The sequence below is a fragment of the Intrasporangium sp. DVR genome (assembly GCF_040365325.1).
GTDB lineage: Bacteria > Actinomycetota > Actinomycetes > Actinomycetales > Dermatophilaceae > Intrasporangium.
Genome location: NZ_BAABZW010000019.1, coordinates 50,692 through 73,285 on the forward strand (window position 1 = coordinate 50,692; position 22,594 = coordinate 73,285).

Genomic DNA, 22,594 nt, shown 5'->3' on the forward strand with positions numbered 1-22,594 from the left:
GGTGTTCGACTGTGGGCCACGCGCTCACCGGCGGGACCTCCAGGCTTCCTCGACGAGGTCGGCCAGGGCCTCGTCGGCTGTCCGCTCACCCAGCTCGGCTGCGGCTCGGGCCATGGCGGTAAGGCGGTCGTTGTCGCGCGCCAAGGGAATCAGGTTGGCCTGCAACCAGCCCGGCGTCAGGGCCGCGTCCTCGACGATCACACCACCTCCTGCCGACACGACGTCAGCGGCATTGAGTCGCTGCTCGCCGTTGCCGATCGGCAGGGGCACGTAGACGGCGGGGAGACCCACGGCAGCCAGCTCACAGACGGTGTTGGCGCCGGCTCGGCACACGACCAGATCCGCTGCGGCGTAGGCGAGCTCCATGCGGTCCGCGTAGGGCACGACGACGTACGGTGCCCCTCCTTCGGGTCGGTCGGGGGTGAAGTCCTTGTCGAGACCGGTGACGTGCAGCACCTGGACACCGGCGCGGCTGAGCTCCCGGGAGGAGGCCCCGAAGGCGTCGTTGATTCGCTTGGCACCAAGCGAACCACCGGTGGCCAGGACAGTCGTCCGGTCGGGGTCGAGCCCGAAGTAGGCGCGCGCCTCGGCCCGCAGCGCGGCCCGGTCGAGCTGGGTGATCTCACGACGCAGCGGCATGCCGATCCGTCGGGCGCCGGGCAGCCGGGTGGCGGAGAACGTGGTGGCGACGAAGGGGGTCCACCGGGCTCCCAGTCGGTTCGCCAGTCCGGCGCGAGCGTTCTGCTCGTGAATGACGATCGGCACGTGCCGCCTGCGGGCGGCAAGGTAGGCCGGGGTGCTCACATAGCCGCCGAACCCGACGACGACCTCTGCACTGGTCTCGTCCATGGCGCGGCCCGCGGCAGCCACCGCGTCCTTCAGCCGGCCCGGGAGCCGCAACAGGTCGACGCCGGGTCGGCGCGGGAGCGGCACCTTCGGGACGAATCTCAGGTCGAAGCCCCGGGATGGAACCAGTCGGGCCTCGAGCCCGACACGAGTGCCGAGGGCAGTGACGACGATGTCGCCGTGACGGCGCACAAGAGCGTCCGCGAGAGCCAGCAGCGGCGACACGTGGCCCGCGCTGCCTCCCCCGGCGAGCAGGACGGAGGTGGGCGAGGACACGGGGATCACCGGCTTCTGAAACGGGCTGGACGAGAGGGCAGGCGGGAGGGCAGCACGCTGAGCGTCCGCTTGATGACGCCGGGGCGCGCCTCGAGCAGCGCGCGACAGCCGGGCTCGTTGCGCGCGAAGGCGAGGAGCATGCCGAGGGCCAGCAGGGTCGTCACCAGCGAGGACCCCCCGGCCGAGACGAGCGGCAGCGGCACGCCGACGACGGGCAGCAGCCCGATGACCGAGCCGATGTTGATGATCGCCTGGCCGATGAGCCACGCCATCACTCCGGCGGAGGCGACCCGGACGAACCGATCCTGGGTCCGGGTGACGAGTCGGTAGCAGGCCCAGGCCAGCAGGCCGAAGAGGACGAGGACGAGGAGGGTCCCGGGCAGGCCGAGCTCCTCCCCGATGATGGCGAAGATGAAGTCGTTGTGCGCCTCCGACAACCATCTCCACTTCTCCTTGGAGCCACCCAACCCGACACCCCACCAACCACCGTCGGCGAGCGCGTACATGCCGTGAACCGACTGCCCGCACCAGCTGTCCGGGTCGGACTGGCACTCGGGGTCAAGCCAGTTGCTGATCCGGCTCATCCGGTTGCTGCTCGTCGCGACGAGATAGGCGACGCCCGAGACCACGGCGAGACCACCGAGCACGAAGAGTCGTTTGGGGGCGCCCGCCACGAAGAGGACTCCCGTGACGATGACTCCCATGACCAGGCCCGTCCCCAGGTCCTGCCCCGCGAGGACGAGGGCGAGGACGATGGCTGAGATGGGCAGGACGTAAGGGAGGATCGCGTGGAGCCAGTGGCCGACGAGGCTGCCCTTGTTGGCGAAGATGGCTCCCCCGGTCAGGACGAGGGCGAGCTTGGCGAACTCGGAGGGCTGGACCTGGACCGGCCCCAGAGCCAGCCAGTTGAGGTTGCCGCCGGACCTGACGCCGAGGCCGGGCACGAAGATGGCCGCCTGGAGGACGAGAGCCCCGACGAGGGACAGGCCCGCGAGCCTGCGCCACCACCGGACCGGCCACCGGGACGCCCAGGTCGCCACCCCGGCACCGATGGCGGCGAAGAGCAGCTGCTTCGCGAAGACCGTGTAGGAAGCCTCGTCCGCGAGGAGGGACTCGACGCTGGACGCCGAGAACACCATGATCAGGCCGAAGACGACGAGCGTGGTCGTGACCCCGAGGAGCAGGTAGTAGGTCGTCAGCGGCGACTCGAGCTTGCCGAAGTGCAGGATCGGCGGGCCTGCGGCAGCGTCCTTGGACGGGGGGCGCGATGCGGGGCGCCTGGTCGTCGAGGTGGCCGTCGGCCCCTGACTCGGCGCGGCGGCAGGTCGGGCGCGCGAGACGGATCGGCGCCGGGCCGACACCGAGCTCACAGGTCGCCCCCGCTCGCCTCCATGTGCCGCCGGACCGCCTCCTCGAAGGCGTCGCCGCGGGCGCCGTAGTTGGTGAACATGTCCATGGAGGCAGCAGCGGGTGCGAGCAGGACGACGTCTCCCGGGTGCGCGAGGCGCGCCGCGTGGGAGACGACCAGGTCCATGACTCCAGTCTCCGTGTCGGGCAGGTCCACGACCGGGACATCGGGCGCGTGTCGGGCGAGAGCCTCGGCGATCCTCGCCCGGTCGGCCCCGATGAGCACGACCCCGCGCAGCCGGGACGCCACCTCCTCGACCAGGCTGTCGACGTCTGCCCCCTTGAGCAGGCCCCCGGCGATCCAGATGACGCTGTCGAAGGAGGTCAGGGCCGCAGCGGCCGCGTGCGTGTTGGTCGCCTTGGAGTCGTTGACCCACCGGACCCCTCGCACCGTGGCCACTTCGGCGATCCGATGACGGTCGGGCCGGAACGACCTGAGCCCGTCGCGCACGGCGATCGGGCCGACGCCGTAGGCCCGAGCCAGGGCGGCAGCGGCGAGGGCGTTGGCCAGGTAGTGCGGCGCCACGGAGGGCGCGTCGCCGCGTAGGTCGTCGAGGGTGCACAGCTCTGCGGCAGACCGTTGCCGCTGCTCCACGAAGGCGCGGTCGGCCAGGACGTCGTCGACGACACCGATCATCGACGGTGCCGGGATTCCGGTGGTGAAGCCGATGGCGCGGCAGCCCTCGACGACGTCGGCGTCCATGACCAGCTGCTCGGTCTGGATGTCGGCGACGTTGTAGATGCAGGCCAGGTGGGTGCGGTCGTAGATCTTTCCCTTGGCACGCAGGTACTCGGCATAGGAGCCGTGCCAGTCCAGGTGGTCCGGAGCCACGTTCAGCACCGCCGACGCCACCGCCGAGATCGACCGTTGCCAGTGCAGCTGGAAGCTCGAGAGCTCGACCGCGAGGACGTCGTACGGCTGGGGGTGCAGGACTGCCTCCAGGATCGGCGTGCCGACATTGCCCGCGGAGGTGGCCCGAAGACCCGAGGCCCGCAGGATCGAGGCAAGCATGTTGACCGTCGTCGTCTTGCCGTTGGTGCCCGTCACGGTCAGCCATGGCGCCGCCCCCTCGAGCGGTCGCATCCGCCAGGCGAGCTCGACCTCCCCCCAGATGGGCAGGCCACGCGTCGTCGCAGCCAGCATCAGCGGATCGTGGGGCGGGACCCCGGGTGAGGTCACGACGAGCTCGGTGTCCTGGGGCGGCTCGTGGAGGTGCTGCGGACCCAGCCGGACGTCGACGCCGAGGATGTCGAGGATCGTGGCCCGCTCGGTGATGACGTCGGTGATGTCGCGCGAGACAGCCGTGACCCGGGCTCCACGTTCGGCGAGGGCGTCGGCGGCTGCGAAGCCCGAGATGCCGAGCCCGACGACGAGCACTCGGAGGCCGGACCAGTCTGCGTCTCGATGGGTCAGACCGGGACGTGGCTCGAAGGCGGGATCGAAGGTCATTGCGTGCCCACCACCCACTCGGCGTAGAAGATGCCCAACCCGAACGCGACGAAGAGACCGGCGATGATCCAGAACCGCACGACGACGGTCACCTCGTGCCAGCCCACCATCTCAAAATGATGGTGCAGCGGGGCCATCCGCAGCACCCGTTTGCTGGTCGTCTTGAACGAGATGACCTGGGCCATGACCGACAGCGTCTCGAGCACGAAGAGGCCGCCGAGGATGACGATGAGCAGCTGGGTGCGCGTCGTGATGGCGAGGCCGGCGAGGGCCCCGCCGAGAGCGAGGGACCCGGTGTCGCCCATGAAGATCTTCGCGGGGGTGGCGTTCCACCAGAGGAAGCCGAAGCAGGCTCCCATGCCGGCCGCCGCGACGAGGGCCAGGTCGTGGGAGTCGCGCACCTCGTAGCACTTGATCCCCGGGTTGATCTGGCAGTTCTGGTTGAAGGTCCAGAGACTGATCAGGACGTAGGCGCCGAAGACCATCGTCGAGACCCCCGTCGCCAGCCCGTCGAGGCCGTCGGTGAGGTTCACGCCGTTGGACGTCCCCGCGATCATGAGGTTGGCCCAGATGACGAAGAGGATCATCCCCACGAGCGTCCCGGCGAAGGCCAGGTTGAGGTTGGTGTCGCGGACGAACGAGATGAACGGCGACGCCGGCGTCCGGTACTGCTCGTTGGGGAACTGGAGGACGAGCACGGCGAAGATCACGCCGACCAGGGTCTGCCCGAAGAGCTTCTCGCGGGAGCGCAGACCGAGGCTGCGCTGCTTGGAGATCTTGATGAAGTCGTCGAGGAACCCGACGAGCCCGAGTCCTGCCATCAGGAAGAGAACCAGCACGCCACTGGCCGTCACCGGGGTCAGCGTGACGACGTGCGCCACCGCGTAGGCCCCGAGGGTCGAGGCGAGGATGACCGCGCCGCCCATCGTCGGGGTGCCGCGCTTGGTGTGGTGGGTCGTCGGACCATCGTCGCGGACGAACTGGCCGTAGCCACGCCGGACCAGGAACTTGATGAAGAGCGGAGTGCCGAGGAGGGAGAAGAGCAGTGAGAACGCGGCGGCCGCGAGGACACCCTTCACTGCTCCACCGTCCTTTCGTGTCGGGCCTGGGGATCGTCGGCGGCGGACGCCGCCCATTCGCCGGTGCCGGCGAGCCGGTCACCGAGCCACCGTAGCCCGCTGTCCCGACTCGACTTCAGAAGCACCACGTCGCCGGGTCGCACGCGCTCCTGGAGGTAGTCGTGTGCAGCGTCGACGTCCGCCACCCGCACGGCAGCGCCGTACGCGGCTGCCCCCGCGCCGACCGCCACCACGTGGTCGACACCCAGCCCAGCGGCATACGACCCGATGGCGGCGTGCTCGCTGTCACTGTCGGGCCCGAGCTCGAGCATCTCGCCGAGCACGGCCCACCGCTCCCCCGTCGTCACGATGGCCGCGAGGGCGTCGAGCGCCGCCCGCATCGAGTCCGGGTTGGCGTTGTAGGCGTCGTTGACGACGACCACGCCGTCCGGCCGCTCGGTGATCTCCATCCGCCAGCGGCTCATCGACGTGGCTCGCGAGAGCGCCGCGGCCACCCCGGCGAGCGGCAGGCCCAGCTCCAGCGCCGCAGCAGCGACGGCCAGGGAGTTGCCCACGTGGTGGGCTCCGCTCAGCTGCAAGGTGACCCGAGCACGTCCCTGGGGCGCGACGAGGTCGTATGCCGCTCTGCCCAGCTCGTCGACGACCACGTCCTCCGCGCGCACCTCCGCCTCGGGCGAGAGCCCGACGAGCTGGACGCGGGACGCCAGGCCGTGCGCCATGGCGGCCACGAGCGGGTCGTCGGCGTTGAGGATGGACAAGCCCTCGGATGGCACCGCCTTCGGCAGCTCGGACTTCGCGGCGGCGATGTTGGCACGCGAGCCGAACTCCCCGACGTGTGCGGTGCCGACGTTGAGGACGATGGCCACGGTGGGTGGCGCGATCTGCGTGAGGTAGTCGATGTGGCCGATCCCCCTGGCGCCCATCTCGGCGACGAGGAAACGAGTGCTGGGAGTGATCCGGCACACGGTGAGCGGCACCCCGATCTCGCCGTTGAGCGAGTTGACCGGGGCGACGGTCTCACCGGCCGTGGCCAGCACCGAGGCGAGCAGGTCCTTGGTCGTCGTCTTGCCGGAGGAGCCCGTGATGCCGACGATGCGCAGGTCATTCGCCCGGTCGACGACACCGCGGGCCAGTCTTCCGAAGGCGGTCTGCACGTCGTCGACGACCACGGTGGGCACGCCCTCGACGGGGCGTGATCCGAGCACGGCAACTGCTCCAGCGGTCACCGCCGCGGGTGCGTAGTCGTGGCCGTCGGCGACCTCTCCGACACGCGCGACATAGAGGCTGCCGGGCCCGCACTCCCGCGAGTCGGTCGACACCACGCCGTCGACGACCACCGCTCCGGGGTCGTCGCAACCGTGGACCTCACCGCTCGTGAGATCTCGGATGTCGCTGAGCGTCAGTGGGATCAACGGTCTCCTCCCAGCGCGGCGCTGAGGGCAGCCCGGACTGCCTCCCGGTCGTCGAACGGGTGCATCACGCCCCTGACCTCCTGCCCCTTCTCATGTCCCTTGCCCAGCACCACGACAGTGTCACCTTCGCCCCCGGTGCGGCCGCCGGCGCCGAGGACGGCCATCGCGATGGCCTCACCGATCGCCTGGGCGCGCCCTCCCCCGTCGATGACGTCGATGGCCACGCCGGCTCCTTCGGTGACGGCGCTCCTCGCGCCGGTGAGGACGGCGCGCCTGATCACTGCTGGATCCTCGGAGCGAGGGTTGTCGTCGGTGACGATGACGACGTCGGCGCGGCGCGCCGCGGCCCTGCCCATCGCCTCTCGCTTGCCCCGGTCGCGGTCGCCGCCCGCGCCCAGCACGGCGATGAGACGACCCCGGGTCGATGGCCGCAGCGCTGCGAGAGCCGCATCGATGGCGTCAGGCGTGTGGGCGAAGTCGACGATGCAACGGGGTTCGCCGGCAGCGCCGGCCGCCACGACCTCCATCCGTCCCGGCACGGAGGGGGGCACCGCCAGCGCGGCCTCGACCTGCGCCGGGGTGAAGCCGATCGACATGAGACCCACGGCGGCGAGGGCGGTGTTGGCGACGTTGAAGCCCCCGGGCAGATGGGACACGAGCGCGAGGGACAGGTCTCCCGACCGGTGCCTGAGGCTGAACGGCTGCCCGTGAATGCTGTCGGCATCGTCATCCGCACCCCGGGGCGTGGCGACCCAGTCGTCGTCGGACCGGACGTCGAGCCCGGCCTCGGACCGCGTCATCGGCCGGGTCGTCAGCGTCGTCAGGGGGACGGTCGCCTGCGCGACGAGGCGGCGCCCCCAGTCGTCGTCGACGCACACAACTCCCGCACGTGACCGGCTCGGCGTGAACAGGTCGGCCTTCGCCGCGAAGTAGTCGTCCATCGACCGGTGGTAGTCGAGATGGTCCTGCGACAGGTTGGTGAACAGCGCGACGTCGTAGACCACTCCATCGACCCGGTGCTGGTCGAGTGCGTGGCTGGACACCTCCATGACGCACGCATCCACCCCCCGCTCACGCATGAGGGCGAGGAAGGCGTGCAGGTCGGTGGCCTCCGGTGTCGTGTGGGCCGAGTCCAGGCGCTCGTCACCGATGCGCGTCTCGATCGTGCCGATCAGACCGGTGCGGCGACCGAGGGCACGCAGGGCCGACTCGAGCAGGTAGGCCGTCGTCGTCTTGCCGTTGGTGCCCGTGATCCCGATCATCGTGAGGTCAGCGCCGGGCTCCCCGTAGACGGCCGCGGCGACCTGCCCCAAGCGGGCCCTGGGCTGGTCGACGACGAGGACCGGCACGCCGAGCCGGTGCTCGTCCTGATCCCCCGGCTCTCCGCCCGTCTGCGCCGTCTCCCGCGCGCTTTGCCGGATCACGGCCGCGCCTGCCTCGTCGGTGATGACGGCCACCGCACCGAGACGCACGGCATCGGTGGAGAACTCCGCCCCGTGCACGTTGAAGCCCGGCAGGGCGGCGTAGAGGTCTCCGGGCCGAACCACACGGCTGTCGAGCGAGACGCCGGTGACGAGCGCGTCCGATGGGGACTGCAGGGCGGCGCCGATCAGCTCGGCGAGGGCGCGCAGGGACACGCCCGACGTCGAGGGTCGGATCAGGTCAGGTGGCACGTCACCCCAACTTACAGGCCATCGCGCCGGGCCCGGGCGTCGCTCAGCACGTCGGGGTCGGAGGTCGAGAGGCGCTTCTCGGGCCAGACCCGGTAGTCGAGGTCCGACGGCGTGCTCGGCGGGGTGTTCTCCCGCTGCAGCAGGTAGGTCATGACCTGGTTGAAGACAGGTCCCGCGAGCGCCCCACCGAACATGCCGGCCTGCGGCTTGTGGATGAACACCGCGACGACGTACTTGGGTTTCTCGGCGGGGGCGTAGCCGATGAACGATGCGGTGAAGCCGTTGTAGCGGCCCAGCTTGTCGTCATAGCGGTCGGCGGTGCCGGTCTTGCCGGCGACGCGGTAGCCCGCGATCCGCGCGTCGCTGGCAGTGCCGTTCTCGCCCGTGACCTCCTCGAGCATGCGACTCAGCTGGGTGGCGGTCCGGTCCGACAGCACGCGGGCCCCCTTGCCGGCTTGAGCCGGCACGAACGTCCCGCTGTCGTTGTAGACGCCCTCGACGAGCGAGAGCGGCATCCGGACACCACCGTTGGCGACGGCCGCGAAGACGCTCGCAGCCTGCACGGCCGTCAGGGCGTATCCCTGACCGAAGAGGACGGTGTAGCGCTGCGGCGCATTCCAGTCGCTCGCCTTCGCCAGCTGCCCGCTCGACTCGCCCCAGAAGCCGACCTCCGTCTTCCGGCCGACGCCGAACGAGCGGTACGTCTGCTCCATCCGAGCCGCCGGCACCCGCTCCCCCACGAGGATCGTGCCGATGTTCGACGACTTGGCGATGACACCGGTCGCGGTCAGGTACTCGGTCGCGTGGTCCTCGTGGTCCTTGAACTTCATGCCGGCGCGCGGCAGCCGGTTGGGGACGATGACGCCCGTGTCCGGGGTGACGACCCCGTGCTCGAGGGCGGCAGCCATCGTCATGAGCTTGCCCGTCGAGCCCGGCTCGAACGCGTCCTCGAAGGCGTGGTTGCGCAGGCTCGCCTTCGTCGCCCTGGACAGGTCGTTGGGATCGAACGTGGGATAGCTCGCCGCGGCCCGGATCTTGCCCGTGGCCACCTCGACCACGACAGCGGTCCCCGTCTCTGCCTTGACGGCGGTCACCTGCTTGGCGAGCGCGTTCTGCGCGTACCACTGGATGTCGGAGTCGATGGTGAGCCTGACGTTGCGACCATTGGCCACCGGTTGGTCGACCCGTTGCGACCCGGGGATGACCGCGCCGTTCTGCGCCCGCTCCGCGATCGTCGTGCCCGCTCGGCCGGCGAGGGTGGCGTCGAGCATCAGCTCGATGCCGCCACCGGGCGTCTGGTCGGACTGGTTGACGTAGCCGACGAGCTGGCCAAGCGCCATGGACGTCGGGTAGAGGCGCCTGCTCGTGCGCTCCGCAGCCACGCCAGGCACGCGGAGTGCCTGGATCTCACGCCACACGCTGGGGGCCACGTCCTTCTTGACGATGACGTAGCGCGTGTCGGGCTTCGTGAAGAGCGTGGTCAGACGCGCGACGTCGAGGCCGAGCTTCGGGGACAGGTCAGCCGCGGCCTGGTAGACCCCCTGCCAGCCGCACTCGCCCTTGACCTTGACGTAGCACTGGATGGCCACGGGGTCGGCCGACACGGTGAAGCGTTCGACGCTGTCGGCAAGGACCTGGCCCTTGGTGTCCAGGATCTGTCCGCGCATCGCGGGCGTGTACTGCTTGACCGAACGCTTGGACAGCGCCGCCGCCTGGGTGGCCGACGCGTCGAACGCCTGGATCCTGAGCAGCTGCGCCGCAAACAGGGTGAAGACGAAGAGCACGACGATGAACATGGCCCGCGCCCGACCGCGAGGGTTGGCCGCCGAGATCCGCAGCCGGCGGGGCCGGCGCGGGCCCCGCGGGCCCCGCGGGCCGTTGCCACGTCGCGGGGCCGGTCCCCGCCCACGTGGGGTCGGCGTCGAGGAGCGGGAACCCCGCCTCGGGGCCCCGCCCCCTTGCCGTGTCGCGCGTCGGGGGACGTCACCCTGCGACGCCCGCTGCGGCTTGGCGGCCCCTTGACCGGCTCGCGCCGACACCGGTTTGGGCCGCCCCGGTGCCGCGCCACGGCCGGCGCCTCCGTCGGCGCCACCGGCTCCGCGACCGGACACACGCGCCTGACGCGAGGGGGCTGGGCGCCCGGACGTCGCCCGGCCACCGGAGGTCGCAACGGCGCCCGCGCGCCCGGACCGAGCAGGGGCTCCGGCACGGCCGCCCGCTGATGGTCGAGAGTTCGTCACGGCTCACCTCGTGGCGGTCTGGGTGGGTGTTGTCGGGCGTGGGCTGCTCTGGATGGAGGTCGGAACCGTTGTCGGGCTCGGGCCCAGTGTCCCGGTCGACGTCGCCGACGCCGTGCCGCTCGGGATCGTCGGCGTGGCGCCTCGAGTCCTGCTCGCCGTCGGTTGCGGTGTCGCGGGGGCCGGCGTGCCGGTAGCCGGGCGCGAGGCGGCATCGCCGGCCGTCGTCGGGGCTGGTCTGGGCTTCGGCCTGGCCACGGGGGTCGGACTCGTCACGACGGTGAGCGCCAACGCCTTGGTGGCCGGGTAGGCGGTGCCGGTCACCCGGCCGGTCGTCAGGTCGATGTGGGCCCGCTCATTGGCCCGGACCAGGCCGAGCTGGCTGGCCCGCTTGGCCAGTGCCCCGCTGGCCGAGGCCCGGTCGATCTCCTCCTGGAGGTTACCGGCGGTCTCGCTGAGGACGGCTGACTCGCTCTTGAGCTGTCCCAGCTCGATGGAGCCGTGTGCCAGGGCGGTGTTGAGCAGGAGCAGAGCAACGAGTCCCGTCGTCAGCAGGGCCACGCAGATCGATGCGAAGGCGCCGTTGCCGGTCGTCGTGATCCGCGCGGGGATGACGCGCAGAGGTGCCGGCGCCGGTCCGCGCCGGGGCGCACGCGCCGGGGAGCGCAGCGGCCTGGCGGTGGCGGTCGCCTGACTCATCGAGAGCTTCCCTTCCTGGTGGTTCGCCGACCCTGGTGGGCCGTGGTGCCTGAGGTATGGCTGGGGCTCGTCCGCTGGCTCCTGTCGCCGGTGCGGCGCTCCCCCGCGGCGCCGGCACCCGATGCGCGCACCGCGGTGCCGGCGGAGGTGCCGGTGTCCCTGATCCGCTCGACCGCTCGCAGCTTCGCCGAGGCCGCTCTCGGGTTGGCGAGCACCTCGTCGTCGCCCGGCTCCTCCGCTCCCCGTGTCAGGGCTCGGAGGTACGGCGCGTGCTCCGGAAGCTCCACCGGCAGCCCCGGGGGGGTGCTGGACGTCATACCGGCAGCGAAAGCGCGCTTGGTGAGCCGGTCCTCGAGGGAGTGGAAGGACAGCACGGCCATCCGTCCGCCGACGGCGAGGACGTCGATGGCGGCGCCGACCGCGCGCTCCCAACCACCCAGCTCGTCGTTGACCTCGATCCGGAGCGCCTGGAACGTCCGCTTGGCCGGGTGCCCACTCTGGCGCTGCGAGGCAACCGGGATGACGCGGCGGAGCAGCTCGACGAGGCGACCCGAGGTCGCGAACGGCTCGATGTCGCGCTCCCTGATGATCGTCGAGGCGATCTTGCGCGCAAAGCGCTCCTCGCCGTAGTCGCGCAGGATGCGAGTGAGCTCCTCCACGGGATAGGCGTTGAGAACGTCCGCGGCCGTCTGCCCCCGCGACTGGTCCATCCGCATGTCGAGCGGCGCGTCGACCCGGTAGGCGAAACCGCGATCCTCCTCGTCCAGCTGCAGCGAGCTGACCCCGAGGTCGAAGAGGATCCCGTCCACCCGCTCGAACCCCTCGTCCTGGACGACGTGGGCGATCTGGTCGTTGGTGGCATGGACCGGCGTGAACCGACTGCCGAACCGCGCCAGCCGCTCGCCGGCGAGGTCCAGCGCCTCCTGGTCCCGGTCGATCCCGATGACGCGGCACTCGGGGAACCGCGTCAGAACCCCTTCCGCGTGTCCCCCCATGCCGAGCGTTCCATCAACATGGACCGCACCCGGCCCGGACAAGGCAGGCCCCAGCAGGTCGAGGATGCGCTCTCGCATGATCGGGACGTGACGCCCTTGCGCGGGTCCACGGTCCGTCATCTCGCCTCCTCTCCCGTCCCTCGGCGCTGCGCGCCGCCCTGATCCGGCTCTGCCGTGTGGTGCTGCTCTGGTGCCTGGTGCTGCTCGTGTGCCGGTGTTGCCTGCGTGCGGATGATCTGTGCGTTCACGTGGAGGGAGGGAGGTGCTGCGCCGACCGCGTGTGGACCTGGGCACTGGTCCCCATCCGCGTCCCCGCCCGGGGCGGGGGAAGTCGTCTCGGGAGCGGAGCGGCTGGAGGCCAGCGCTCAGGTCTGCGTCGGTGGTCTAGCTGGTCTAGCTGGTCGAGCTGGTCGAGCTGGTCGAGCTGGTCAGTACATGAGCGGGAAGGTGGGGCCTCAGAAGAGCCCCGGGATCACCTCCTCCTCCGTGTCGGCGAAGCTCTGCTCCGTCGCCTCGAGGTAGGCGTTCCACGCCCCGCTGTCCCACACCTCGAGCCGAGAACCTGCTCCGATCACCGTGACCTCACGGTCGAGACCGGCGTACTGCCGGAGGTTGGCGGGAATCGTGAACCGTCCCTGCTTGTCGGGCACCTCGTCCGAGGCGCCGGACAGGAAGACACGCATGTAGTCGCGGGCCGCCCGGCTCGTCGTCGGCGCCTGGCGCATCTGCCCGGCCACCGTGACGAACTCGTCCATCGGATAGATGAACAGGCACCGCTCCTGGCCGCGCGTCACCACCAGGCCACCCGCCATCCGGTCGCGGTACTTCGCCGGGAGGAAGAGCCGACCCTTCTCGTCGAGGCGCGGCGTGTGCGTACCAAGAAACACGGTCCGCCACCTCCCCTACCTCGACCCGTCGGCGTCCCCACAGCCTTCCTTGCTGCTCCACGATACTCCACTTTCCCCCACCGTCAACGAACGAAACCTCGTTCTCGACACTTTCTGACGACGTCGTCGCACGTCAACGCCGTGGAGCGAAGTGGAGTCGGATGCTGCTGGGCCCGGCCCACGCGTCGGCCAGCCGTGCCGCGCAGGGCACCCAGCGGCATACGACGGTGTTGTCTTCGTGCGGGGGAACGCCGTTTTCGGTGACGGCGACGAGCGCCCGGGGGACACTGGTGGGGCAAAGTGGTGGACGCCGCCGCTGGTGGGCCCGAACGTCTCCATCCGGTCACGACTGTCCTCTCACTTTCGATGAACGCAGCTCATGGGAGAAGATCACGAGCAGGTCCGCACCACTGACGCCATGCATCCGGCCGACCGGTGCACGGACGGAAACGGAGCCGACTGCTCGAGGGCTCACATCAGGCACAAACGGAGGACAGCGTGACGACCGACACCACCGGCGTGGGGACCACCGGCGATCTCGATCTGGTCAGGAAGGTCGCCGACCAGCTCTTCGCAGCGATGACCCGGGTCATCGAGGGCAAGCCGGACGTCGTGCGGACCACCATCACCGTCCTCTTCGCCGGCGGCCACCTGCTCATCGAGGACGTCCCCGGTGTCGGAAAGACCATGCTCGCCAAGGCGCTCGCCAGGTCGATCGACGCGTCCGTGCGCCGCGTCCAGTTCACCCCGGACCTGCTGCCCAGCGACATCACCGGCGTCAGCATCTTCAACCAGGACGCGCGCCGCTTCGAGTTCCGGCCTGGGGCCATCTTCGCCAACGTCGTCGTCGGGGACGAGATCAACCGGGCCTCCCCCAAGACCCAGTCCGCGCTCCTGGAGTCCATGGAGGAGCGCCAGGTCACCGTGGACGGCGTCACCTACCCGCTGCAGGCACCGTTCATCGTCATGGCCACGCAGAACCCGATCGAGATGGAGGGGACCTACCCCCTTCCCGAGGCACAGCGCGACCGGTTCATGGCGCGGATCTCCATGGGCTATCCCTCGCCGCGCGCCGAGCTGACCATGCTCGACAGCCACAGTGCTCGCTCACCGCTCGAGACGCTCAGAGCCGTCACCGATGCGGCGACGATCAACAGCGTCGTCGACGCGGTCACCCAGGTGCACGCCAGCCCGGCGGTGCGTCAGTACATCGTCGACCTCGTGACGAGGTCCCGGTCGACCACCGCCCTGCGCCTCGGCGCCTCCCCGCGCGCGGGACTGCACCTGCTGCGGGCCTCCCGGGCGCAGGCTGCCCTCGACGGGCGCGACCACGTGATCCCGGACGACGTCCAGTCCCTCGCCGTCGCCGTCCTCTCCCACCGGCTCATGCCGTCGAGCGAGACGCAGCTGGCCCGCAGGACGACCGCCGAGGTCGTCACCGACCTCTTGCGTCAGGTGCCCGTACCGTCCGGGACCCGCTGAGGCCGAGACGCCATGCGTTCGCTCCGAGGTCTGCTGACCACGCGAGGTCGCGCCTTCGTCGGGGCCGGCATCACCCTCGCGGTCGCCGGTGTCCTGTTCGGGTTCCGCGACCTCACCCGCTTCGGCATCCTGCTCGTCGCCCTGCCCTACATCGGCGCCCTGCTCGTGCGCACCCGCAAGACGCGAATGCGCATCGAGCGGCACGTCTCACCCGACCGGATCACCGTCGGTCAGGACGCGCACGTCGCCCTCGCCTTCGAGAACGTCTCGACGACCACGACGCCGGTCTTTCTCGCCGAGGAGCGGCTCGACTACGTCCTCGGCGACCGGCCGCGCTTCGTCGTCGGTCGCATCCCCCCGGGCCGCGTCAGGATCATCGACTACACCGTCCGGTCGCACCTGCGCGGCCGCCACCACCTGGGTCCGCTGGGGGTGCAGGTGCAGGACCCCTTCGGACTCGCCACCCGCAACGCCCTCCTCGAGGGCACTGCCGACCTGGTCATCCTGCCCCAGGTGCACACCCTGTCTGCGAGCCGGCAGCCGAGCTCCGGAGTCGGGTCGGAGGGCGAGCTCGCCCACCTCATCGCCCTGCACGGGGAGGATGACGTCACGATCCGGGAGTACCGCGATGGCGACGACCTGCGACGCATCCACTGGCCGGCCACCGCTCGGACCGGAGACCTCATGGTGCGACAGGAGGACCGACCTGCCCAACGACGCGCCGTCGTCCTGCTCGACCCGCGCCCCGAGGCGCATGGGGGCAGTGGTGCGACCGGGTCCTACGAGTGGGCTGTGTCCGCGTGCGCCTCCGTCGCAGCACACCTGTGCGAGACCGGCTACGCGGTGCACCTGGTGTGCCCCGAGACCGTCGAGAGCGGGCGGGTCACCGCGACGCTGCAGATCGACGAGATCCTGGATGTGCTGGCCGTCACCCAGCTGCGACCGCAGGGCGGCGACGACCTCATGTTGCGTGCGGCTCAGGGTCTCGCTGCAGCAGGCGGCTTCGTCGTCGCCATCGTAGGTCCGCGTGGCCACGAGGTCACCGGTCGACTTGCGAGCCTTCGCCAACCCGGCACGTCCGGCCTGGCCCTCGTGCTCGACTCCCGGTCCTTCGGCCAGCCGCCGGGTGGGCTGGGCAGCACCGCCCTCGGCCCCGACGGGGTCGACCCCCATGTCGACGCGCTGCGCCTCGCCGGCTGGCGGGCCATTGCGGTCAGACGAGACGACGATGTCCCGCACGCCTGGGCCGTGCTCACCGCGGGGACCGTTGGGGGGATGCGATGACTCGGCGGCGGTGGCGGATCACGCTCCTCGCGGCACTGGCGACGCTCGCAGCGGTCTATCCCATCACCAGCCTCTTCATCAGCGCCGCGTGGCTGCCCGATGCCGCGCTGGTCGTCGGGCTGACCGCTGCGGTGGGCCTGCTGCTGCGGGGGCTCACCCGGTCACGCTTGCTCACCGTGCTCGTCCAGCTGGTCGTTGTCCTCTATGTCGTGCTCGCCCGGTTCACCAGAGACACGTTCGTCTGGGGGCTGCCGACCCCCGACACGGTCGCCCGGTTGAACTCCCTCGGCCTGGAGGCGCTCGAGACCATCCAGCGCAGTGCAGCACCGGCCCCGCTCACCGACGGCGTGCTCTTCTACCTCGTCGGCGCGGTCGCTCTGGTCGCAGTCCTCGTCGACGCCATGGCCGCGACGTGGCGCGCCCCCGCTGCCGCCGGGTTGCCTCTCCTGACGGCCTATCTGATCACGGCGGCCAACAGCGGCACCGAATCGGCCGTGCGGTACTTCATCGTGCCGGTCGTCCTCTGGCTGGTGATGCTCCACACCACCACCCGGGCCAACTTCGGGCGATGGAGCACGACGAGCGTCAGCGACGTCGCCGACGGTGGCCCCGCCTCCGACGACGTCTCCGCCCTTCGGGCTCTCACCGCCGGGGCCGCCCGGCTCGGAGCCATCGCCCTCCTCGCCGCCCTCGTCCTGCCTTCGCTGATCTACCACTTCCCGCCGCGCTACCTCACCGACGGGTTGGGACGCTCGACTGGGCCCGGCGGAGCCGGCACCGTGGGTTTCAACGACACGGTCGACCTGCGCAACAGCCTGCTCAACACCGACGACACGCCGATCCTGCGCTACACGTCGACGGGGCCCGCGAACGTGCCCCTCCGCGTCCTGGCGACGTCGCACTACTCCAACGGCGAGTGGCAGGCTGCGCGTCGCGCCGGAGAGGGGCCGGACCGTCCCGTCGCCCTGCCCCCACAGTCTGACCGCCGCGAGTTCATCATGACGGTGAGCAACAACATCCTGAAGGCACCTCGACTCGCCGCCCCCTACCCCGTCGTGACGCCGGCCATCGACGGGACCCCCTTCAGCATCGATCCCGTGACGCGGGACATCCGGGTGGAGCAGACGGTCGACTCGTACCAGGTGACGTACTCGGACGTGAACCCGCCGCCGTCCAAGCTGCGCTCGGCGGGCACCCCGACCTCACCCGACATCCTCGACGAGGACCTGACCCTTCCTGACGAAGCCGCGGCCCTCATCGAGGACTGGTCCGACGAGGTCACCCAAGGCAGTGACACCGCCTACGACAAGGCCGTGGCGATCCAGGCGCACCTGCGCGACTCGACTCGGTACAGCTACAGCCTCGACCTCGGGCCGGCGCCTCGCGACGAGAACGGGCGCGCACTCGACCCCATCACGACCTTCTATCGCAACCGCCTGGGGTACTGCACCCAGTTCGCGACCGCGATGATCATGCTGGCCCGGGCCCAGGGCATCCCGGCCCGGATGGCGATCGGCTTCGTCCCCGGGACGCGCGAAGGCAGCTCGCACATCGTCAAGGCCTCCGACGCGCACGCCTGGCCAGAGCTGTACTTCGAGGGCTCGGGCTGGTTGCGGTTCGAGCCGACGGCGTCACGCTCCGGGCCACCCACGTACTCCCTCGCAGGAGTGGACTCACCGGGACCGGGCCAGACGACGGACGGGGGGCAGTCCACCAACACCGCTGCACCGACCACTCAGCGTCGCCCGATCGACGAGGGTCAGGAGCTCGGCACGGGCACCAGCACCTCCTGGTGGGAGCCGTGGCTGACCGGCACCAACCTCGTCATCCTCGTCTCAACCCTGGTCGTGGCATTCGCCACGTTCGTCATGCCGCTCACCGCCTGGGTGGTCCGGAGTCTCCGCCGGCGCCGCGCCGCGACCAGACAGGACCTCGTCGAGATCGAGTGGGCGACGCTCATGACGCACCTCGACGACCTCGGACTCTCGGCCCCACCCGGGGCGACCCTGCGGACGGCCCGAGAGCGGTACATCGTCGAGGGCCACCTGGACGACGCGCACGCCACGACGATGCGCCGCGTGACGGCGACACTGGAACGGGCCCGGTACGACCGGCCCGAGCGGACGACGCCGGAGCAGACCGAGGGGCTGCACAGAGACATCCGCTCGATCCGGCGCCAGGTGTCGAGCACGCGTGCCTGGTCAACCCGGCTCAAGTCCTTCCTCTGGCCCACCGAGGGCGTTTCCGCGTGGCGTGCGCTCGGTCGTCGGATCGGCCGGATCCGACGACGCAGCACCTGAGCTGACGTCGCCCCACGGGGCAAACTCTCCCGCTACCCCGCGGAGTCCGGAAGCGGCGACCCCGGGCCGGCCAGCGCGGGAACGATCCTCCCCAGCGCGGCATCGATCTCGTCCGCACACCGTCGCGCGGCCTTGGCACCTCGACGGTGTGGGTCGCTCACGTCCCACGTCATCGAGTCCGGACTGCTCAGCCGGTGGGCCAGGGCAACCAGGTCACGGCGCGGGGTGTCCCGGGGAAGTCGACCGACCGCATCAGCGAACTGGTGGAGCCCAAGCACCTTGGCAGAGTGCTGCGGCCAGGCGTCGAAGATACGCATCCGCACCGCGAAGTCGAAGGTCAGCATGAGGTCCGCTTCCTCGACCAGCTCCGCGCTGAGCGACCGGCTCACATGGCCGTCCGGATCCAGCCCGCGCATCCGGAGCTGCGCAGCCATCTGGTCGTCCATCGGTCGCCCGGGATACCCGGGCATACCGGCGCTGCTGACGACCACCCGGCGAGGTTCGGGGAGGCCAGCGAGCAGTTGGGTGGCCCGCCGCTCGGCGTAGGGAGACCTCGCGATGTTCGCAGTGCACACGAACACCACGCTCAGCGTCGCGGTGCCGTCGTCTGCCAGGGACACGCGCCCGCCTCGGTCAGTGGTTGTGTCGACAGGTCAGTCCAGGTAGTCCCGAAGCACCTGGCTGCGGCTGGGGTGACGCAGCTTGCTCATCGTCTTGGACTCGATCTGGCGAATCCGCTCACGCGTGACGCCGTAGACCTTGCCGATCTCGTCAAGGGTCTTCGGCTGCCCGTCGGTGAGCCCGAAGCGCATCGACACGACGCCGGCCTCGCGCTCGGACAGCGTGTCGAGAACCGAGTGCAGCTGCTCCTGCAGCAGCGTGAAGCTCACCGCGTCGGCGGGCACGACCGCCTCGGAGTCCTCGATGAGGTCCCCGAACTCGGAGTCCCCGTCCTCGCCGAGTGGCGTGTGCAGGGAGATCGGCTCTCGTCCGTACTTCTGGACCTCCACGACCTTCTCAGGGGTCATGTCGAGCTCCTTGGCCAGCTCCTCCGGCGTGGGCTCGCGACCGAGGTCCTGCAACATCTGCCGCTGGACCCGGGCGAGCTTGTTGATCACCTCGACCATGTGGACCGGGATGCGGATGGTGCGGGCCTGGTCCGCCATGGCGCGGGTGATCGCCTGCCGGATCCACCAGGTCGCGTACGTGGAGAACTTGTACCCCTTGGTGTAGTCGAACTTCTCGACCGCACGGATCAGGCCGAGGTTGCCCTCCTGGATGAGGTCCAGGAAGAGCATGCCGCGCCCGGTGTAGCGCTTGGCGAGCGAGACGACGAGGCGCAGGTTGGCCTCGAGGAGGTGGTTCTTAGCCTTCTTCCCGTCCTGGGCGATCCACCACAGCTCACGCTTGAGCTTCATGTCGATCTTCTCGCCGGAGTTGAGCTTCTCCTCGGCGAAGAGACCCGCCTCGATCCGCTTGGCGAGCTCGACCTCCTGCTCGGCGTTGAGGAGGGCCACCTTTCCGATCTGCTTGAGATAGTCCTTGACCGGGTCGGCGGTGGCGCCAGCAGTCACCACCTGCTGGGCCGGCGCGTCATCCTCGTCGTCGTCGCGAATGACGAACCCGGACTCGTCCTCGGCCTCAGTCGCTGCTGCCTTCGCGTCAGTCGCGACCACCACGTCCTCGTCGTCGGTGTCCGCGACGTCACCACCGTCGGCGACGGCGTCAACCACGGTGTCGACATCGACGACCTCGACGTCCTCGAGCTCGCTCTCGTCGGCATCCACCGGCACCACGTCCTCGCCCTCGAGGGCGTCCACGTCGACGGCCCCGGCCGTGCCGGCGGCCTTGCCCGCCCGCTTCGCAGCGGTGGTCTTGGCCGTCTTCTTCGCAGCCGTCCTCTTGGCCGGGCTCGCGGCCGCCTTGGCGACCGCGGCATTGGTCGCCGCCTTCTTCGCGGTGGCGGCGGACCCGGCAGGTCGGCTCGCCCGGGCCGCCTTCTTGGCGGGCTCGGTCGTCGAGGGTGGCTGGTCACCGGCCCCCTTGGCGTCCTTGGCGGTGGAGGACGTGGCGGATGCCGTCTTGCTCGCCGTCTTCGTCGTCCTGCTGGTTGTGGTCCGGGTTGCGGTCTTTGCGGCCGCGGCTGTCGTCTTGCGAGCGGTTGCCACAGTGCCTCCCTTGCTGCCTCTGCGGGTCTGGGTGTTCGTTGCCGCGGTGTCGACGACGATCTCGACGTCGTGGGCTTCGAGAGTCGTGAGGACCGGTTTCATCTGCTTGGGGTCGAGCTGTGCCGCAACCTGCGCCCGGGCGATCTCGGATCCGGTGACCGTGCCGGTCGTCCGGCCCTTGACGAGCAGCTGCATGATCACGTCGTGCTGGAACACCTTTGGAAGGGCAGTCGGAGTTGCAGCTGGAGTTGCCTTCGGCACGGAGGACGTCACCTTTCGGTCGCACGGAGTCGCTGGGTGCATGACCCTCGGTGGGCATGAATCATCAACGAACGAGAATGGGGATTCGCTCCGGAAGTGCTTGGCATGTCGGAGTCGACCCCTCCGTCGATCTCTCGGTGCGCCTCGTGCGATCCGGCTCTCTCGACATTATAAAACGCCAGCGGGTCGCCGGGCGAACGTGCTCCCCCGTGGAGCGCGTCGGTCGCACGCGGCGCGGATGGTTCTGGCCCGGTGGCGTCTCGGTCGGGCGGAGCTGCGGCGCCCCTGGCCGAGTGTCGGACACGGTGGCAAGTGGGGCCCGATCCTCAACGCCCGGTGCCCTCTCGTTGGCCTCACCGCACAGGGGCGAGGCCAACGAGAGGGCGTCACGTAGCGCGATGCGGGTGCTCAGTCGGCCTTGACAGCGAGCACCGGGCAGCTTGCGTCGAGCAGGATCCGCTGTGCGTTGGAGCCCAGGATCAGCTTGCCGACCGGGCTGCGGCGGCGCAGGCCGATGACGATGAAGTCGGCGCCCTCCTGCTCCGCCACGGAGATCAGGTCCTCGGCCGGGTCGTTGCCGCGCACCAGCTGGCGGACCTCATGGTCGAGGCCCTTCTCCTCGAGCACCCCCTTGATGCGCTCCAGCTCGCTCTCGAACCGGGCGGACTCGTCCGCGTCGAAGTCCTTGCCCCCTCTGTGCGAGCTGATCACGATGAGCTTGGTGCCTCGCAGCACGCACTCCTCCGCCGCTCGCTTCAGTGCGGCGCGGCCTTCCTTGGTCGCGACGTATCCAACGACAATGGCCACTGTGCCCGGACCTCCTTGGGACGGAAATGTCTTGTGATCGGACGCTACCCGAAAAAGCACCGTGCGGGAGCCGTCTGCGGTGGCGCGTCGGACACACTCGAGTGAACCCGGGCAGGTCGACGTCAGCCCAGGGCGGAGCGGATGATGACCCCCACCTGCTCATCCTCGATGAGGAAGCCGTCGTGGCCGAACCGCGAGCTGATGTGGGCGCGGACCGACCGTGGCAGCAGGCGGTGGAGCTCGTCCGACAGCTCGGGCGGATACAGCCGGTCGGTGTCGACGGACGCGATCGTGCACTCCGCGGTGATGCGTGACAGGGCCTGCGCGACGCCGCCCCGGTCACGACCCACGTCGTGGGAGTTCATCGCCTCGGTCAACACGAGGTAGGAGTTCGCGTCGAACCGCCGAGCCAGCTTTCCGGCGTGGTGGTCGAGGTAGCTCTCCACCGCGAACCGGCCCCGCTCACCGGAGCGCAGCGGGTCCTCCCCGAGCTGTGCGGTGCGTCCGAAGCGCTCGTCGAGCTCGGCACCCGTGCGGTAGGTGATGTGCGCGATCCGACGCGCAAGGCCCAGCCCTGCCTCCGGGGAGCGGCCGGCGCGGTAGTAGTCGCCACCGGCGAAGTCAGGGTCCTGGCGGATGGCCAGCAGCTGCGGTTGACACCAGGCGATCTGGTCAGCCGTGGCGTAGGCGGTGCTCGCGAGCACGATGCTGCGGTCGACGCGTCCGGGGTGTGAGGCGGCCCACTCGAGGGCGCGCATCCCGCCCATCGACCCGCCGACGACGGCGGCGAGCCGGGTCGCGCCGAGGTGCTCGAGGAGGCGCGCCTCGACCTCGACCTGGTCGCGAATCGTGACGTAGGGGAACCTGCTCCCCCACTCGCGCCCGTCGGGGGCGGTGCTCGACGGTCCGGTGGTGCCCTGGCATCCCCCCAGGACGTTGGCTGCGACGACGAACCACGAGTCGGTGTCGATCGGGCGGCCCCGGCCGACGAGTCCGGGCCACCACCCGGGAGAGGCATGGCCGGCACCTGCCTCGCCCTCGACGTGGCTGTCCCCGGTCAGCGCGTGCTCGATGAGCACGACGTTGTCGCCGGCGGCGTTGAGCGTGCCCCATGTCTCGTAGGCCACGGTGACGTCGGGAAGGATGCCTCCGCGTTCGAGCCGGAACTCTCCGATCTGCGCGAACCGGCGGGCACCGACCGGGTCGCCGAGACGCCACGCCCCGCTGACCCGCGGACTGGTCGGCGCCGCCGCGAACCCGTTGCGCACGGCGTCAGGTCGGAGTCGCAGGCGTCGCGTCGAGGTCTGATGGTTGTCTGTCATCGTCAAGGT

The 22,594-nt window shown here is 70.3% G+C and carries 17 protein-coding genes; 3 read left to right on the forward strand and 14 right to left on the reverse strand.

Going from position 1 to position 22,594, the window contains the following annotated elements; genetic code table 11:
- Positions 1–24 precede the first annotated feature (24 nt).
- The 10 genes from murG to mraZ form a co-directional block, all read right to left on the reverse strand.
- Entirely contained in the window at positions 25–1,131 is a 1,107-nt protein-coding gene (gene murG, locus ABWV20_RS14255) for an undecaprenyldiphospho-muramoylpentapeptide beta-N-acetylglucosaminyltransferase (RefSeq protein WP_353356165.1), read from the reverse strand.
- Positions 1,128–2,492 carry a putative lipid II flippase FtsW gene (gene ftsW, locus ABWV20_RS14260; protein WP_353356167.1) on the reverse strand — a complete coding sequence of 455 codons (1,365 nt, stop codon included), beginning with the start codon at positions 2,490–2,492 and terminating at the stop codon, positions 1,128–1,130. Before ftsW ends, murG begins: the two co-directional genes overlap by 4 nt.
- On the reverse strand, positions 2,489–3,979 hold the full coding sequence (gene murD / locus ABWV20_RS14265) for a UDP-N-acetylmuramoyl-L-alanine--D-glutamate ligase (RefSeq protein ID WP_353356169.1): 1,491 nt from the start codon (positions 3,977–3,979) through the stop codon (positions 2,489–2,491). Before murD ends, ftsW begins: the two co-directional genes overlap by 4 nt.
- The gene (gene mraY / locus ABWV20_RS14270) at positions 3,976–5,058 is read right to left on the reverse strand and encodes a phospho-N-acetylmuramoyl-pentapeptide-transferase (RefSeq protein WP_353356171.1); all 1,083 of its coding nucleotides are present in this window, start codon (positions 5,056–5,058) and stop codon (positions 3,976–3,978) included. Before mraY ends, murD begins: the two co-directional genes overlap by 4 nt.
- Positions 5,055–6,470 carry a UDP-N-acetylmuramoyl-tripeptide--D-alanyl-D-alanine ligase gene (locus tag ABWV20_RS14275; RefSeq protein ID WP_353356173.1) on the reverse strand — a complete coding sequence of 472 codons (1,416 nt, stop codon included), beginning with the start codon at positions 6,468–6,470 and terminating at the stop codon, positions 5,055–5,057. Before ABWV20_RS14275 ends, mraY begins: the two co-directional genes overlap by 4 nt.
- Complete coding sequence (locus ABWV20_RS14280) at positions 6,467–8,143, reverse strand: UDP-N-acetylmuramoyl-L-alanyl-D-glutamate--2,6-diaminopimelate ligase (protein WP_353356175.1); 1,677 nt, start codon at positions 8,141–8,143, stop codon at positions 6,467–6,469. Before ABWV20_RS14280 ends, ABWV20_RS14275 begins: the two co-directional genes overlap by 4 nt.
- An 11-nt stretch (positions 8,144–8,154) precedes the next feature.
- Positions 8,155–9,939, reverse strand: a complete 1,785-nt coding sequence (locus ABWV20_RS14285) for a peptidoglycan D,D-transpeptidase FtsI family protein (protein ID WP_353356177.1) — start codon at positions 9,937–9,939, stop codon at positions 8,155–8,157.
- A 447-nt stretch (positions 9,940–10,386) separates the two neighbouring features.
- A complete protein-coding gene (ftsL, locus tag ABWV20_RS14290) occupies positions 10,387–11,079 on the reverse strand; it encodes a cell division protein FtsL (protein WP_353356179.1) in 693 nt (230 codons plus the stop codon).
- Positions 11,076–12,194: a 16S rRNA (cytosine(1402)-N(4))-methyltransferase RsmH gene (gene rsmH / locus ABWV20_RS14295; protein WP_353356181.1), complete on the reverse strand. Its 1,119-nt coding sequence runs from the start codon at positions 12,192–12,194 to the stop codon at positions 11,076–11,078. The genes ftsL and rsmH overlap by 4 nt, the downstream gene beginning before the upstream one ends.
- Positions 12,195–12,529: 335 nt before the next feature.
- Positions 12,530–12,961: a division/cell wall cluster transcriptional repressor MraZ gene (mraZ, locus tag ABWV20_RS14300; RefSeq protein WP_353356183.1), complete on the reverse strand. Its 432-nt coding sequence runs from the start codon at positions 12,959–12,961 to the stop codon at positions 12,530–12,532.
- A 498-nt stretch (positions 12,962–13,459) separates the two neighbouring features.
- Here mraZ and ABWV20_RS14305 point away from each other — a divergent pair, with 498 nt between their 5' ends.
- The 3 genes from ABWV20_RS14305 to ABWV20_RS14315 are packed head-to-tail and all read left to right on the forward strand — an operon-like array spanning position 13,460 to position 18,027.
- Complete coding sequence (locus tag ABWV20_RS14305; RefSeq protein WP_353356185.1) at positions 13,460–14,443, forward strand: AAA family ATPase; 984 nt, start codon at positions 13,460–13,462, stop codon at positions 14,441–14,443.
- 12 nt (positions 14,444–14,455) lie between these two features.
- Positions 14,456–15,727 (forward strand): DUF58 domain-containing protein, encoded by a 1,272-nt coding sequence (locus tag ABWV20_RS14310; RefSeq protein ID WP_353356187.1) that lies wholly within the window; start codon positions 14,456–14,458, stop codon positions 15,725–15,727.
- Positions 15,724–18,027, forward strand: a complete 2,304-nt coding sequence (locus ABWV20_RS14315; RefSeq protein ID WP_353356189.1) for a transglutaminase TgpA family protein — start codon at positions 15,724–15,726, stop codon at positions 18,025–18,027. The genes ABWV20_RS14310 and ABWV20_RS14315 overlap by 4 nt, the downstream gene beginning before the upstream one ends.
- 32 nt (positions 18,028–18,059) lie before the next feature.
- Here ABWV20_RS14315 and ABWV20_RS14320 read toward each other — a convergent pair whose 3' ends face one another.
- The 4 genes from ABWV20_RS14320 to metX all read right to left on the reverse strand — a co-directional run bounded on the left by ABWV20_RS14320 (position 18,060) and on the right by metX (position 22,585).
- Entirely contained in the window at positions 18,060–18,647 is a 588-nt protein-coding gene (locus ABWV20_RS14320) for an arsenate-mycothiol transferase ArsC (protein WP_353356191.1), read from the reverse strand.
- Between the two features lie 33 nt (positions 18,648–18,680).
- Positions 18,681–20,411 (reverse strand): RNA polymerase sigma factor, encoded by a 1,731-nt coding sequence (locus ABWV20_RS14325; RefSeq protein ID WP_502901791.1) that lies wholly within the window; start codon positions 20,409–20,411, stop codon positions 18,681–18,683.
- A 453-nt stretch (positions 20,412–20,864) separates the two neighbouring features.
- Positions 20,865–21,263 carry a universal stress protein gene (locus ABWV20_RS14330; RefSeq protein WP_353356193.1) on the reverse strand — a complete coding sequence of 133 codons (399 nt, stop codon included), beginning with the start codon at positions 21,261–21,263 and terminating at the stop codon, positions 20,865–20,867.
- 122 nt (positions 21,264–21,385) lie between these two features.
- On the reverse strand, positions 21,386–22,585 hold the full coding sequence (gene metX / locus ABWV20_RS14335) for a homoserine O-acetyltransferase MetX (RefSeq protein WP_353356195.1): 1,200 nt from the start codon (positions 22,583–22,585) through the stop codon (positions 21,386–21,388).
- Between the last annotated feature and the right edge of the window lie 9 nt (positions 22,586–22,594).